At 70.0% G+C, this 14,805-nt stretch carries 9 protein-coding genes; 6 read left to right on the top strand and 3 right to left on the bottom strand.

Translation table 11 applies throughout. From position 1 onward, the window contains the following. The first annotated feature begins 11 nt into the window (after window positions 1-11). From BH708_RS00715 to BH708_RS00695, 5 genes are all read left to right on the top strand, one after another. Window positions 12-935 (top strand): carbohydrate ABC transporter permease, encoded by a 924-nt coding sequence (locus tag BH708_RS00715; protein WP_076805802.1) that lies wholly within the window; start codon window positions 12-14, stop codon window positions 933-935. Then, window positions 932-2,344: an extracellular solute-binding protein gene (locus tag BH708_RS00710; RefSeq protein WP_076805800.1), complete on the top strand. Its 1,413-nt coding sequence runs from the start codon at window positions 932-934 to the stop codon at window positions 2,342-2,344. The genes BH708_RS00715 and BH708_RS00710 overlap by 4 nt, the downstream gene beginning before the upstream one ends. A gap of 139 nt (window positions 2,345-2,483) precedes the next feature. Next, window positions 2,484-3,887, top strand: coding sequence for an extracellular solute-binding protein (locus BH708_RS00705; protein ID WP_076805797.1), 1,404 nt, complete (start codon window positions 2,484-2,486; stop codon window positions 3,885-3,887). A gap of 265 nt (window positions 3,888-4,152) precedes the next feature. Beyond that, window positions 4,153-7,137 carry a leucine--tRNA ligase gene (gene leuS, locus BH708_RS00700; protein ID WP_076805796.1) on the top strand — a complete coding sequence of 995 codons (2,985 nt, stop codon included), beginning with the start codon at window positions 4,153-4,155 and terminating at the stop codon, window positions 7,135-7,137. A 160-nt stretch (window positions 7,138-7,297) separates the two neighbouring features. Continuing rightward, window positions 7,298-8,446, top strand: coding sequence for a hypothetical protein (locus BH708_RS00695; RefSeq protein ID WP_076805795.1), 1,149 nt, complete (start codon window positions 7,298-7,300; stop codon window positions 8,444-8,446). Between the two features lie 91 nt (window positions 8,447-8,537). Here BH708_RS00695 and BH708_RS00690 read toward each other — a convergent pair whose 3' ends face one another. After that, window positions 8,538-11,231, bottom strand: a complete 2,694-nt coding sequence (locus BH708_RS00690) for an ATP-dependent Clp protease ATP-binding subunit (protein WP_076805794.1) — start codon at window positions 11,229-11,231, stop codon at window positions 8,538-8,540. A 302-nt stretch (window positions 11,232-11,533) separates the two neighbouring features. On the opposite strand from BH708_RS00690, the gene BH708_RS00685 reads away from it, so the two are divergent. Further along, window positions 11,534-12,934, top strand: a complete 1,401-nt coding sequence (locus tag BH708_RS00685; protein WP_076810615.1) for a PrsW family intramembrane metalloprotease — start codon at window positions 11,534-11,536, stop codon at window positions 12,932-12,934. Between the two features lie 35 nt (window positions 12,935-12,969). Here BH708_RS00685 and BH708_RS00680 read toward each other — a convergent pair whose 3' ends face one another. Both BH708_RS00680 and BH708_RS00675 read right to left on the bottom strand, forming a co-directional pair. Further along, on the bottom strand, window positions 12,970-13,356 hold the full coding sequence (locus BH708_RS00680) for an RNA-binding S4 domain-containing protein (RefSeq protein ID WP_076810614.1): 387 nt from the start codon (window positions 13,354-13,356) through the stop codon (window positions 12,970-12,972). Beyond that, entirely contained in the window at window positions 13,353-14,801 is a 1,449-nt protein-coding gene (locus BH708_RS00675) for an amidase (RefSeq protein ID WP_076805791.1), read from the bottom strand. The genes BH708_RS00680 and BH708_RS00675 overlap by 4 nt, the downstream gene beginning before the upstream one ends. Between the last annotated feature and the right edge of the window lie 4 nt (window positions 14,802-14,805).

The following is a 14,805-nucleotide window of genomic DNA, read 5'->3' as shown; positions in this document are numbered from 1 at the left end:
AGGAGAACCCCATGGCCATCAATACCGCCAATCCCGGTGCCCAGGACCTCGGTCAGGCACCCAAGCTCAAGTCCCGGTCCAACTACGGGCGCAATGCCGACGGCTCCCGCCCCACCAGGGTCAGCGCGTGGATATCGCGCCTGGTCATGCTCGCGGTCCTGCTGCTGTTCTCCCTGCCCGTGTACTGGATGATCATCTCGGCGCTGAAGACGCCGGAGGAGCTCGCCCAGTTCCCGCCGACGCTGTTCCCGACGGAGCTGCGCTGGGAGAACTTCTACGACGCGGTCACGGTGATGCCGTTCTGGACCTTCTTCCGCAACAGCGCGATCATCACCATCAGCGTCGTCGTCTTCAGCGTGATCTCGAACTTCATCGTCGCCTACGGATTCGCCTGCATCGAATGGCCCGGCCGCAACAAGGTGTTCTTCATCGTGCTGGCCACGCTGTTCCTGCCGTTCCCGGTGACCCTGATCCCGATGTTCGACATGTGGGCGGCCCTCGGATTCGTCAACACCTTCGTGCCCCTGATCGTCCCGGCGCTGTTCGCGGGCGGCTTCTTCACCTTCCTGCTGCGCCAGTTCATGCTGCAGACCCCGCGCGACATGCTCGACGCCGCGCGGGTGGACGGGGCCAGCGAGTGGTCCATCGCCTGGCGGATCGTGTTCCCGACCGCACGGCCCGCCATCACCGTGATCGCGATCTTCGCGGCCGTGGGCACGTGGAACGACTTCATGGGCCCCCTGATCTACCTGCAGGACGAGGACAAGCAGACGCTGTCGATCGGTATGGAGGTCTTCCGCTCCGTGAACTCCCAGGACGTCCAGTTCAACCTGCTCATGGCTGCCTCGTTCCTGGTGCTGCTCCCCCTGGTGATCCTGTTCTTCATCTTCCAGCGCTACTTCGTCAGCGGCATCACCCTCGGAGGTTTCAAGTGATCGATCGTCGAACTCTGCTGCGCGCCCTCGGCGCCGGCGCCAGCGTGACCATCGCAGGTGGCTCGGTCATCGGCTGCACCAACCGCCCCGTCGGCGAGGACCGCGACCCGAACACGGTGCGCCTCTGGGGCATCTGGGCCTCGGACCAGGAGAAGGAGATGCAGGTCATCGAGGCCTTCTCCGAACAGAACCCCGATGTGAAGATCGAGGTCTCCCAGGTGCCCTCCAACGGTCAGGGCGACGCCTCCAGCGTCATCACGGCCGTGCGCGGCCGCACCGGCCCCGACATCTACTTCATGGACCGCTTCAACGGGGCCCAGTTCGCCTCCCTCGGGCTGCTCGAGCCCATCGACGGCCTCATCGAGGAGCACGAGGACGTCAGCGTCGAGGAGTTCATGGCCGGATGGGTCAAGTTCGCCACCGACGAACTGTTCTACGACGGCCAGTACTACGGACTGCCGATGGACACCGATACCCGCGGGATGTACGTGAACCTGGGTCTGGCCGACGAGGCCGGCATCGACCGGTCCCTGCTGGATCCGGCCAACGGGCCGATGTCCTACGAGCAGCTCTGGGAGATCAACGACGCGTTCAACGTGCAGAACGAGAGCGGCACCTACGAGCGGGTGACCTGGATCCCCTGGGACGACCAGGCCTCGTTGCTGATGTGGGCGATGGCCAACGGCGTCAAGTTCTTCTCCAACGAGACCTGTCATACGCTGCTGGACTCTCCGGAGATGCTGGCCGTGGCGGAGATGTACGCCGGCTGGATCGAGCGCTTGGACTTCGCCCGCCTGGACGCCTTCAAGGCGACGTACCAACCGCCGAACGCCCCGCCGACGCAGACGTCCTTCTTCTCCGATCGCCAGCTGTTCCAGATCACCGGCCCCTGGGGCGTCCAGTCCCAGGCGGACTACAAGCCCGACATGGAGTACACCGTCACCCATCTGCCGGTGCCGGAGGAGGGCGATGAGCCCTTCACCTGGGCCGGCGGCTTCGCGCTGACGATGCCGAAGGGCGCGAGCATGTCGAAGGCGGCCTGGGACTTCTTCAAGTTCTACGCGGGCTACGAGGGCCAGAGCATCCTGATGCCGCAGATCAGTCGCATCCCCACCAACATCGAGACCGTCGAGGACCCGAAGGGGTGGGACCGGGACATCAAGTTCTTCGTGGAGCTTCTGGGCGTGGCCAAGTCCCGTCCACCGCTGCCGGTCGGCACGAAGCTGTGGGACGCCATGATGACCATGCAGGGCAGCCTCAACCAGGCCTCGGACACCCCGGAGAACCTGGTCAAGGAGGCCCAGCAGTACGTGGATCCGACGATGCAGCAGTTCTGCCCGGTCACGCTCCCCGAGGGTTTCGGGGAGCCGGATCCGCACTTCCCCGTCGAGGACGTGCCGGGCGCCTGAGCGCGCGACCTGCCGGGGACGGAGCGGGGCCGACGACCCTTCGCCCCGTCCCCGGGCCGGCCCAGCGTGATGGCGCTGATGCGCGGCGTCCGTCCGCCCCGTCCCGTTCCCCCATCCTGCATCACCCCGGAGGTACACCATGATCGATCGTCGGACCCTGCTGCGCGCCCTCGGCGCCGGCGTGAGCGTGACCATCGCCGGCGGCTCGATCATCGGCTGCACGAACAGGCCCGTCGGCGAGGACCGTGATCCGAACACCGTGCAGCTGTGGGGCCTCGGCGCGGCGGATGCCGAGAAGGAAGCACAGGTCCTCGAAGCGTTCTCCGAACAGAACCCGGAGGTGAAGGTCGAGGTCTCCCAGGTCCCCTCGAACGGGGAGGGGGATGCCTCCAGCGTCATCACGGCGATCCGTGGCAGAACGGGCCCCGACCTCTATTGGCTGGACCGCTTCAATGCTCCCCAGTTCGCCTCCCTCGGGCTCCTCGAGCCGATCGACGGCCTGATCGAGGAGTACGAGGGCGTCGGCCCCGAGGAGTTCATGGCCGGGTGGATCGGCTTCGCCACCGACGAGCTCCACTACGACGGCCAGTACTACGGCCTGCCGACGTCCACCGACACGCGCGGCATGTACGTGAACATGGATCTGGCGACCGAAGCGGGCATCGATCCGGCGCTGCTGGATCCCCGCAACGGCCCGATGACCTACGACCAGCTGTGGGAGATCAACGACTCCTTCAACGTCCAGGACGACAACGGCACCTACGAACGGGTGACCTGGATCCCCTGGGACGACCAGGCGAAGCTGATCATGTGGGCGATGGCCGCCGACGTCCGCTTCTACGACGAGTCCACGGGTCACATGCTGCTGGACTCGCCGGAGATGCTGGCGGTCGCGTCGATGTACGCCGACTGGATCGAACGTCTGGACTTCCCCCGGATGGACGCGTTCAAGGCCACCTACCAGCCTCCGAACGCACCGCCGGCGCAGACGTCCTTCTTCTCGGACCGTCAGCTGTTCCAGATCACGAACCCGGGGGCCGTGCGCAGCCTCGCGGACTACAAGCCGGATATGAACTACGCGGTCACCCACCTTCCCGTGCCCGCCGAGAACGACGAACCGTTCAGCTGGTCAGGCGGCTTCGCCCTGGCGATGCCCAAGGGGTCGAGCTTGTCGAGGCCCGCCTGGGAGCTGATGACGTTCTACGCGGGCTACGAGGGCCAGAAGATCCTCATGCCGCCGCTGACCGGCATCCCGACGAACCTGGAGACCATCGCGGATCCCGAGGGGTGGGACCCGCGGATCGAGTTCTTCGTCGAGCTCCTGGACGTCACCAGGTCGAGGCCTCCCCTGCCGGTCGGGACGAAGCTGTGGGACGCCATGGAGACCATGCAGGGCAGCTTGACCCAGGCCTCGGACACCCCCGAGAACCTGGTGAAGGAGGCGCAGCAGTACGTGGACCCGACGATGCAGCAGTTCGTCCCCTTCTCGCTCCCGGAAGGTTTCGGCGAACCCGATCCGAACCTGAAGCTGCCTCAGCACTGAGACCGCATCACGACCGCGCCGCCGCGCGCCCTCGTGGTCACCGCACTCAGGTCGCTGCGAGAGCGCGGTACCATGAACGCGTGGCACGACGGCTCCTGCTTACGCAGCCGCATCGGAGAAGGTCCGCGCCGACCCTGCGCTCCTGAAGCGCCTGCGGTCCGCTGTGGGCACCGATGCGGCTCCCCTCGCCTGCGCGAGGGTTTTTTCATGTCACGAGACGCCTGGCGGCATCCGCCGCACTGATCCTTCGGAGGACGATTCACCCATGAGCGAGGCCCCGCACCGATACACCGCCGCGGTGGCGGACGAGATCGAACGCCGCTGGCAGCAGCGCTGGGACGAGGACGGCACCTTCCATGCCGACAACCCGGTCGGTGCGCTGCGCGGATCGGCCGAGTCGCTCGAGCAGGCCGCCTCCGCGACGCCGCCCGAGAAGATGTACATCATGGACATGTTCCCCTACCCCTCGGGGGCGGGGCTGCACGTGGGCCACCCGCTGGGTTACATCGCGACCGACGTGGTCGCCCGCCACCAGCGCATGCTGGGCAAGAACGTGCTGTACACGATGGGCTACGACGCCTTCGGCCTGCCCGCCGAGCAGTACGCGGTCCAGACCGGCACTCATCCTCGCACCACCACCGAGGCCAACGTGGCGACCATGCGCCGTCAACTGCACCGTCTGGGGCTCTCGCACGATCCCCGCCGCTCGCTGGCGACCACCGACCCGCAGTTCGTGAAGTGGACCCAGTGGATCTTCCTGCAGATCTTCGACTCCTGGTACGACCCGGAGGCCCCCAACGCCGACGGCATCACCGGTCGCGCCCGCCCGATCGCCGAGCTGCAGGAGGAGCTGCGCGCCGGCCGCGTCGACCCCTTCGCTCTGGCCGACCGTCAGGGCGTCGAACTGCCCGTGGCCTGGGCGGGGCGCACCGCCGCGGATGTCGCCGGTGCCTCCGAGGCGGAGATCGAGGACCTGGCCCACGCCTTCCGCCTGGCCTACATCTCCGAGACGCCGGTGAACTGGTGCCCGGGCCTGGGCACCGTGCTGGCCAACGAGGAGGTCACCGCCGACGGTCGCTCCGAGCGCGGCAACTTCCCCGTCTTCCGCAGCCGCCTGCGCCAGTGGAACATGCGCATCACCGCCTACGGGGATCGGTTGATCGACGATCTGGAGCGCGTGGCCTGGCCGGAGTCGATCCGCACGATGCAGCGCAACTGGATCGGCCGCAGCCACGGCGCCCAGATCACCTTCGAGGTCCTCGGGCTGGCGGGCTCCGGGCGGGCAGATGACGCGCAGAGCACCCCGGGCGCGGAGGTCCCGGGGACCGCTGGTTTCGACGTCTTCACCACTCGCGCGGACACCCTGTTCGGAGCGACCTTCTGCGTGCTGTCCCCGGAACATGCGCTGCTGTCGGATCCCTCCGCCCTGCCGGCGCAGTGGCCCGAGGGCACTCGCGAGGCGTGGACGGGCGGTGCAGCAACCCCGCACGAAGCCGTCGAGGCCTACCGGGTGCGCGCCGCGTCCCTGGGCGAGGAGGAGCGCACGGCCGATGACCGCGAGAAGACCGGTGTGTTCACCGGTCTGTTCGCGAAGAACCCGATGGACGGCCGCGAGCTGCCGGTGTTCACCGCGGACTACGTGCTGACCGGGTACGGCACGGGCGCCATCATGGCGGTCCCCGCCGAGGACGCGCGCGACTTCGAGTTCGCGACGACGTTCGAGCTGCCCGTGATCCGCACCGTGCGCCCACCGGAGGACTTCGACGGCGGCGCGTGGACCGGGGACGGCGAGAAGATCAACTCCGCCAGCGCCGAGCTGGACCTCAACGGTCTGGACCCGGACGAGGCGAAGGACCGCGCTACCGGGTACGCGCAGGAGAAGGGCTTCGGCCGGGCCCGCACCACGTACCGGCTGCGGGACTGGCTGTTCTCCCGCCAGCGCTACTGGGGCGAGCCGTTCCCGATCGTCTACGACCCCGAGCGCCCCGAGGTGCCGATCGCGCTGCCGGAGTCCATGCTGCCGTTGGACCTGCCGGAGGTCGCGGACTTCTCCCCCAGGACCTTCGACCCCATGGACGCCGACTCGGTGCCGCAGACCCCGCTGTCGCGGGCGAGGGAGTGGGCCGAGGTCGAGCTGGACCTGGGCGAGGGGCCGAAGACCTACCTGCGAGAGACGAACACGATGCCGCAGTGGGCGGGCTCGTCCTGGTACCACCTGCGCTACATCGACCCCACCGAGGACGACGTCCTGGTGAGGCCCGAGAACGAGCAGTACTGGCTGGGCCCGCGCGAGGACGGGGGCGTCGGCGGCGTGGACCTCTACGTCGGCGGGCAGGAGCACGCCGTGCTGCATCTGCTGTACGCGCGCTTCTGGCACAAGGTGCTGTTCGATCGCGGCGTCGTCTCCAGCCAGGAGCCGTACCACCGCCTGTTCAACCAGGGGTACATCCAGGCCTACGCCTACACCGACTCCCGCGGCGTCTACGTCCCGGCGGAGGAGGTCATGGCCGAGGACGACGGCACCTACACCTATCAGGGCCGGCCCGTGGCCCAGGAGTACGGGAAGATGGGCAAGTCGCTGAAGAACGCCGTCGCCCCGGACGACATGTACGAGGAGTTCGGCGCGGACACCCTGCGCGTGTACGAGATGTCGATGGGCCCGTTGGACCTCTCGCGGCCCTGGGAGACCCGGGCCGTGGTCGGTTCCCAGCGGTTCCTGCAGCGGCTGTGGCGCCTGGTGGTCGACGAGGAGTCCGGTGAGCTGGTCGTCTCCGACGAGCCGGCGGATCTGGCCACGAAGCAGGCCACGCACCGCACGATCGAGGGCGTCGACCGGGACATGTCCCAGATGCACGTCAACACGGCGATCGCGAAGCTGATCGAGCTGGTCAACCATCTGACCAAGCTCGGATCCTCCCCGCGCGAGGCGGTCGAGCCGCTGGTGCTGATGGTCTCGCCGATGGCCCCGCACCTGGCCGAGGAGCTGTGGTCCCGGCTGGGCCACGAGGGCTCCGTCTCGCGGGCGGCCTACCCGGTCGCCGATCCCGAGCTGGTCAAGGCCGACGCCGTCACCTGCGTCATCCAGGTCAAGGGGAAGGTGCGCCACCGGATCGAGGTGGACCCGGAGATCTCCGAGAGCGATCTGGAGGCCCGCGTCATGGCCGAGGAGCGGGTCCAGGAGCTGCTCGAGGGCCAGAGCATCCGCAAGGTCATCGTGCGGGCCCCGAAGATCGTGAACATCGTGGTGTGAGCTCGCACCGAACCGTGTCGATCGGTCCCGGGGCCAGCACGGCCCCGGGACCGCTCTGTCGTCGTGCCTGGCCTCGCGCACCTTCCTCCACAATGCTCCGCCGTCCACATCCGAGCGGCCGGCGCCGTGAACGGGCCTCTGCGCTGGCTACGGTCGCGCCATGGACATCATCTGGGGATGCGACACGGAGGACATGGACGAGCTGGTCGAGCGGATCGTGGAGGGGGCCGAGCGCCTGCGCCGGCTGATCGAGCTGCTGCGCAGCAGCTCCGCGACCGTCGCGTGGACCGGTCCGGATGCGAGCGCGCACCGGGAGCGGACCGCCGTCGTGACCGGCGAGGCGAGCGACCTGTGCGGGATCCTCCGGGAGCGCTCGCGGCAGCTGCACGAGGAATCCGTCCAGCAGACCCGTGCCTCCCGGGCCGAGCGCGGCCTCGCCGTCGACCCGTTCGCGGCGGTGCGCGCCGAGTGGCCGGACCATCTCCCCGGCGGTCCGATGCAGCCTCCGGACCTCGAGGGAGGACCTCCGATCGGGTTCCGGGCACCGATCGACGTCGACGAGATGCCGGCTGTCCCGTGGCCGGAGGGGATGGGGAAGCCCGGCCCCTGGGTCGGAGGACCCTTCCAGCCCCAGGAACCGATCGATCCGAGCCGTCCGCTCCCCGAGGGCGAGCCGTTCGACCTCACCGAGGAGTCCCTCGCCCACGGCGAGGACTGGCGGCGGCTGCTCCTGAAGACCACCCCCTACTCGGCGCTCGCGCAGAGGGCCATGGACGCGCACGATGCCGTCGGCGACGGCCTGGATCGGGCCGAGTCCGCCCTGGTGGACAGCGGCCACGAGGAGTTCGTCCCGGTGATCGATGCAGCGCGCGTCCCCCATGACGTCTCCTCCCTGGTGCTCGGGGAGGACTCGAGCCTGGGCCAGGTCACCACGGGGATCGATCAGATCCTGGCCAATGGGCACCAGACCGGCACCGAAGTGGCCGACGCGCTCGGCGAGGGCGACTTCTCCGGCGCGGCGCGGGCCGGGGAGCGCGGGATCTACCGTCACTACGGGGCCCTGGCCGACATCGCCCTGGCCAACCAGCTCCCGCACGTCCCCGGGGTCGCGGCCGACGTCGCCGAGCACAGCGCGAGCGCGATCGAACCGATCAGCCCTCAGGCCGCGGACGGGCTCCGAGAAGCCGGCGAGCGCGCCGAGGCGTTCGGCGAGCGCTTCGAAGGAGCCGTGGACCGCGCCACGGACACCGAACGGTGGTACGACGCGCGCCGCCGTTACATGCCGATGCCGTGGGATCCCCAGGGGTGAGCGGTGCGGGCGCGGTGAGGTGGGCACGGCCAAGCGGGGCCGGTCACCCGGCCCCGCTCCCCCGGAGCTTCCTCGCCCCGGGGACGATCGGTCAGGACGTGCGCTCCTCCCTCGCAGCCGGCGACGCCCCGCCCGCCGTCGGCGCATCGTCGCCCACCACCGGCTCCTCCTCGCCGTCGCCGACGGCGAGCACCAGCCCGGGCCCGGCCTCATCGGCACGGACCTCGACGCTCTGGCCGTCGTGGACCTCGCCCTTCAGGATCAGCCGCGCCAGAGAGTCGCCGATCTCCTTCTGCACCAGACGCTTCAGCGGACGCGCCCCGTACAGCGGGTCGAAGCCCTCCGCGGCGAGCCATCGGGTGGCCGACTCGTCGACCTCCAGGCGGATCCGTCGGTCCTCGAGACGCTTCGCGACCTCGGCGACCTGCAGGGTGACGATCCGTGCGAGCTGATCGCGCGAGAGCGCATCGAACATCACCACGTCGTCCAGCCGGTTGAGAAACTCGGGCTTGAACGAGGCACGCACCACCTGCATCACCCGCTCATGCTTCTCGGACAGCCCGAGGGTCGCATCCTGCAGCACGTGCGCGCCGAGGTTCGAGGTGAGGATCAGGATCGAGTTGCGGAAGTCCACGGTGCGGCCCTGACCGTCGGTGAGGCGACCGTCGTCGAGCACCTGCAGCAGCACGTCGAACACATCGGGGTGGGCCTTCTCGATCTCGTCGAGCAGCACCACCGAGTAGGGACGACGCCGCACGGCCTCGGTGAGCTGACCACCCTCGTCGTAGCCGACGTATCCCGGGGGTGCCCCGACCAGCCTCGAGACGGTGTGCTTCTCGCCGTACTCGGACATGTCGATACGGACCATGGAGCGCTCGTCGTCGAAGAGGAAGTCGGCCAGCGCCTTGGCGAGCTCGGTCTTGCCCACGCCCGTCGGCCCCAGGAACAGGAACGACCCGGTGGGTCGGTTCGGATCGGCGATCCCGGCCCGGGAGCGGCGCACGGCATCGGAGACCTCGGCGACCGCGCGCTGCTGACCGATCAGCCGGTGGCCGATGAGGTCCTCCATCTCGAGCAGCTTCTCGCTCTCGCCCTGCAGCAGACGGCCGGCGGGGATCCCCGTCCAGCTGCCCACGACGTCGGCGATGTCGTCCGCCCCGACGTGGTCGGAGACCAGCGGCCGGTCACCCTCGAGGCCGCCGGCGGCCTCCCTCTCCTCGGCATCCACCAGCTGCATCTTCAGCTCGGGGATGTCGCCGTAGAGGATCTTGGAGGCGGCCGTCAGGTCACCCTCGCGCTGGGCGCGGTCCGCCTGCATGCGCAGCGTCTCGAGCTGGGCCTTGAGGTCGCCGACGAGATTCAGCCCGGCCTTCTCCCGGTCCCAGCGGGCCGACAGAGCCGTCATCGCCTCGGTGCGGTCGGCGAGCTGGGAACGGACCGACTCCAGTTGGGCGATGCTGCCGGGGTCATCGCTGCCGTCCAGGGCCAGCTCCTCCATCTTCAGCCGGTCCACCTGCCGACGCAGGATGTCCAGCTGCTCGGGCGAGGAGTCCAGCTCCATGCGCTGGCGGGACGCGGCCTCGTCGACCAGGTCGATGGCTTTGTCCGGCAGCTGACGGCCGGTGATGTAACGGTCCGAGAGCGTCGCCGCGGCCACCAGTGCGGCATCGGTGATGGAGACCTTGTGGTGGGCCTCGTACTTGTCCTTCAGCCCGCGCAGGATCGTGATCGAGTCCTCGACGCTGGGCTCGCCGACCAGCACCTGCTGGAAGCGTCGCTCCAGCGCGGGGTCCTTCTCGATGTTCTCGCGGTATTCGTCCAGCGTGGTGGCGCCGACCATGCGCAGTTCGCCGCGGGCCAACATGGGCTTGAGCATGTTGCCGGCATCCATCGAGCCGTCGCCGGTGCCGCCGGCGCCGACCACCGTGTGGAGTTCGTCGATGAAGGTGATGATCTGCCCGTTGCTGGTACGGATCTCGTCGAGCACCGCCTTCATACGCTCCTCGAACTCGCCGCGGTACTTCGAGCCCGCGACCATCGAGGGCAGGTCCAGGGCGATCAGACGCTTGCCGCGCAGCGAGTCGGGGACGTCGCCGGTGACGATGCGCTGGGCGAGTCCCTCGACGACGGCGGTCTTGCCCACGCCGGGCTCGCCGATCAGCACGGGGTTGTTCTTGGTGCGGCGGCTCAGCACCTGCACCACGCGGCGGATCTCGGCGTCACGACCGATCACCGGGTCCAGCCGACCCTCCTGGGCCTGCTCGGTGAGGTCGACGCCGAACTTCTCGAGGCTCTGGAAGGTGCCTTCGGGGTTCTGGGAATCCATCTGGGTCATGCGCTCATCTCCTGGGGTCAGTCGGGCCACGGCATCGCGGAGGGAGACCGGCGTCGCCCCGACGTCGGCCAGCAGTCGTGCGGCCTCGTCCTTCCCGAGCGCGATGCCGATCATCAGGTGTTCGGTGGACAGGTAGGTCCGGTGCTGGGCGTCGGCCTCGCGCCGCGCCGCCTCGAGGGCGTCGAAGCCGGTGCCGACGAAGGTGGGGGCGGAGCTCGCCCCGGACCCGCTGACCTGCGGGAGGGCGTGGACGGCATGCTCGGCGCGGGTGGCGAGGTCCTGGGGGTCCGCGCCGACCTCGGCGAGCACGGCGCGGCCGATCCCGTCGGCCTGCGTCGCCAGCACCCACAGCAGGTGCAGGGAACTGATCTGGGGGTTCCCGAGCTGGACGGCCTTCTCCGCGGCAGCGGTCACGGCTTCCTGCGAGCGGGTGGTGAACTGGAACTCCACGATGCTCCTTCCTGGGGCCGGAATCCTGGGTCCGGACGGGGTCTCGCATACGGTAACGACCCCTGGGTTGAGTCTATTCCGCTCAACCCTGATCGTCCCCGACGGCCGACCGCTTCCGGTGCGCGGCCCGGTCCGCGATCGGCGACGACCAGGGGCGGAGGAGGGCCGGACGAAGGACGGACGAGGGGTGGCCCCTGTAGCATCGCAGGGACCCGGAGCCGTCCCGTATGGGGGATACGGACGGCGGCGCGCTCCGCGATCTCATCCCGTCCCCGTCTCCCGCCGCCGAAACCGAGGCCTCCATGTCCCAGTCCCCGTATCAGTCGCCGGGCGGGCAGTTCATGCCCAACGGCCGACCGCGCCCCGGTGCGCCGACCTCCGCCGAGGGCTCCCCGTCCTTCCAGTCCCAGCCCCGCTACGTCGACTACGGCAATCCGCGGGCCTACGACACGTCGGTGCGTCCCGCCGCGGGGATCACCGCAGCGCGCCACGCTCCCGCGCAGATCCAGCGGCCCGCGCAGGCGCAGCCGCAGTCGGCCTGGTCCACCCAGATGCGCCGGGTCCAGGAGGTCGCCCAGCACGGCACCAAGCTGCCGGCCGTGAGCATCGTGGTCTGGATCGCGGCCGTGGTCCTGGGCATCGCCCTGCTGCTGGTGCTGGGCTTCTTCTTCCTGCGGTTCGTCACCGGCTCCAGCGCGAACCCCATCTGGTGGCCGGTCACGGCCTTCATCGCCCTGATCTCCCTGGTGGTGATCGCCCTGGTGATGTTCCTGGCGGACCGGTGGGATCCGCAGCCGTTCCCGCTGCTGATCATCGCCGTGTTCTGGGGGGCGGCCATCGCGGCCTTCATCAGCTTCTGGATCAACTCCTTCAACTCGCTGCTGACCTGGTGGATCACGCAGAGCGAGGCGGCCGTCGCCTTCGTCGGGCCCGTGATCAGCGCGCCGCTGGTCGAGGAGATCACCAAGGGACTTGGCCTGCTGCTGCTGATGGTGCTGGCCCGCCGGTACTTCAACGGACCGTTGGACGGGCTGATCTACGGCGCCCTCATCGGCGGCGGCTTCGCCTTCACCGAGAACATCCTCTACTACACCCGCGGGCTCGAGGCCATGGGTGGTGACGGTGTGCTGATCTCGTTCGTCATGCGCGGCGTGCTGAACATCTTCGGGCACGCGATCTACGTCTCGGCGACGGGCATCATCGTCGGCTTCGTGGCCCGCAAGTGGGGCACGGCCATGGGATTCCTCGTGTTCATCCCCGCGCTGATCCCCGGCATGCTGCTGCACGCTCTGTGGAACCTCGCCGCCACCCTCGGCGGCGGCAACGGACTGGTCCTGGTCGTGATGTACCTCCTCGAGGCGCTGCTGTCGCTGCTGTGGATGGGCGTGATCGTCGCACTGATCTGGGACGAGTCGCGCCTGACCCGGGTGCGCCTGGGCGACTACGCCAACCAGGGCTGGCTCACTCATGAGGAGGTCGACATGCTCGCGACCTGGAAGGGTCGGCGCGAGGGCAAGCGCTGGGCGAACCAGATCGGCGCGAAGCCCGTGATGAAGCGGTTCATCCGCGAGAGCGCGGACCTCGCCTCCATCCGCCAACGGCTGCTGGCCGACGGCGCGAACCCCAAGGTCGTCGCCCAGGAGACGCATCTGCTCGGACGGCTGACGAGCAATCGTCAGGAGCTGCTCTCGCACACCGGCTGAGGCCGAGTCGCTGCCCATGCACCCCGCTGGAGCGCTCAGCGCCGTGGGTCCTCGTCCCTGCCCCGCAGGCGATCGAGGGCCCGGCGTTCGCGCTTGGTGGGCCGTCCGGTGCCGGGCTCGCGACGCGGCGGGGCGGCGGCCAGCTGCTGCGGCGGCTCCGGGCTGTGGTCCTCGTACGCCTCGCGCGCGACCGGATATCCCACCCGGGTGGTGAGGATCCTGGTGACCACGACGATCCGTTCCCGGCCCGGCGACCGCAGGCGGAGCTCGTCCCCGACGGCGATCCGCTGGGCGGCCTTGGTCGGCGCCCCGTTGCGGCGCACGTGACCGGCGCGGCAGGCGGCGGTGGCCGCGGAGCGCGTGGGCATCAGTCGTGCGCTCCACAGCCAGAGGTCGAGGCGGACGGTCTGCGGGCCGGTCATGCGGCGGCGGGCTCGCGCACCAGCGGCCACGGGTCGTGCGCCTCCAGCTGGGCGGCCAGCTGCAGCAGCAGCGCCTCGTCCCCGCGGCGGGTCGCCCCCAGCTGCACGCCGAAGGGCAGCTCGGTCCCGTCGACCTCCTCGCGGTGGATCGGCACCGCCAGCGCGGCGTCACCGGTCATGTTCCAGCTGCTGGTCCAGGGGGTGAACGCCCGCTGGGCGTCGAAGTCGGCCCCGCCCTCGCTCAGCTGCAGCTGCTCGGGGAAGGCAGGCGGCCCGGACAGAGCCGGGGTGAGCACCAGGTCGTAGTCGGCGAAGGCCTCCGCGGTGCGACGGGCCAGGGTCTGGACCCCGGCCAGGGCGGCCGCGAGGTCGACGCCGCTGTAGGCGCGGCCGCGTTCCCGCAGCCACCGGGTGAGCTCGAGCAGCTGGGCCTCCTGCGGCTCGCTCAGCGCGATGGTGGCGGCGCCGACGGTCCACAGCGGCATGAAAGCCGTCCAGTCCTCGGCGGTGAAGGGAGCGGGGATCCGGCTCGTGCGGTGGCCGAGGCCGCGCAGCGTCTCCACGGCGCGGTCCAGCCCGCGCAGCGCGGCCGGGTGCACGGCGGTCTCGGCGGCGAGCGGCTCGTCGAGCACAGCGATCCGCAGCGACCCCGGCGACCCCTCGACGGCGTCGAGGTAGCTCGCGGTGCGGCGCGGCAGAGGCATGAAGTCCCCGGGCCGCCCGCCGACGAGCAGGTCGAGGCCGACCGCGACATCGCGCACGCTGCGAGCGAGAACACCGTCGGTGGCCAGGCCCATCCCTTCGGTGGAGTACGGGCCCGTCGAGACCAGTCCGCGGGAGGGCTTCAGGCCGAGCACGCCGCAGCAGGCGGCGGGAATCCGCACCGAGCCCCCTCCGTCGGAGCCGTGGGCGAGCGGCACGACGCCGCGGGCGACCGCCGCGCCGGCGCCTCCGCTGGACCCGCCGGCGGTGCGCCGCAGGTCCCACGGGGTGCGGGCCGGGGCCCCGGTGGCCGGTTCGGTGTAGCAGGGCATGCCGAACTCGGGGGTGGTGGTCTTACCGATCGTCACGGTGCCGGCGTCGAGGATCCGCTGGGCCACCCCGTCGGTGACCTCCGCGATGTTCCCCCGCAGGGCGAGGGACCCGGCTTCGAAGGGCTGCCCGGCGATCCGGGTGAGGTCCTTGACCGGCAGCGGTACTCCCAGCAGGGGGCGGCGGGCGGCGAGCACCTCGAGCTCCCCGGCGCGGCGGGCCGCGACCAGGGTCTCGGCGGCGTGGCGGGCCTGCCGGTCGGAGAGGTCGGTCAGGAGGTGGGCGAACGCGCCCACGTCTGCGCCGGCGGTGCGGGCGGCCTCCAGGGTCCGCTCGGCGAGCTCGGGGGCATCGAGCTCCCCGCTGCGCAGCGCCGCGGCGGTCTCCAGCGCACCGCGGTCCCCGGGGATCATCGGC

The sequence above is a fragment of the Brachybacterium sp. P6-10-X1 genome, from assembly GCF_001969445.1.
Taxonomy (GTDB): domain Bacteria; phylum Actinomycetota; class Actinomycetes; order Actinomycetales; family Dermabacteraceae; genus Brachybacterium.
This window is presented reverse-complemented; position numbering and strand designations above follow the sequence as displayed.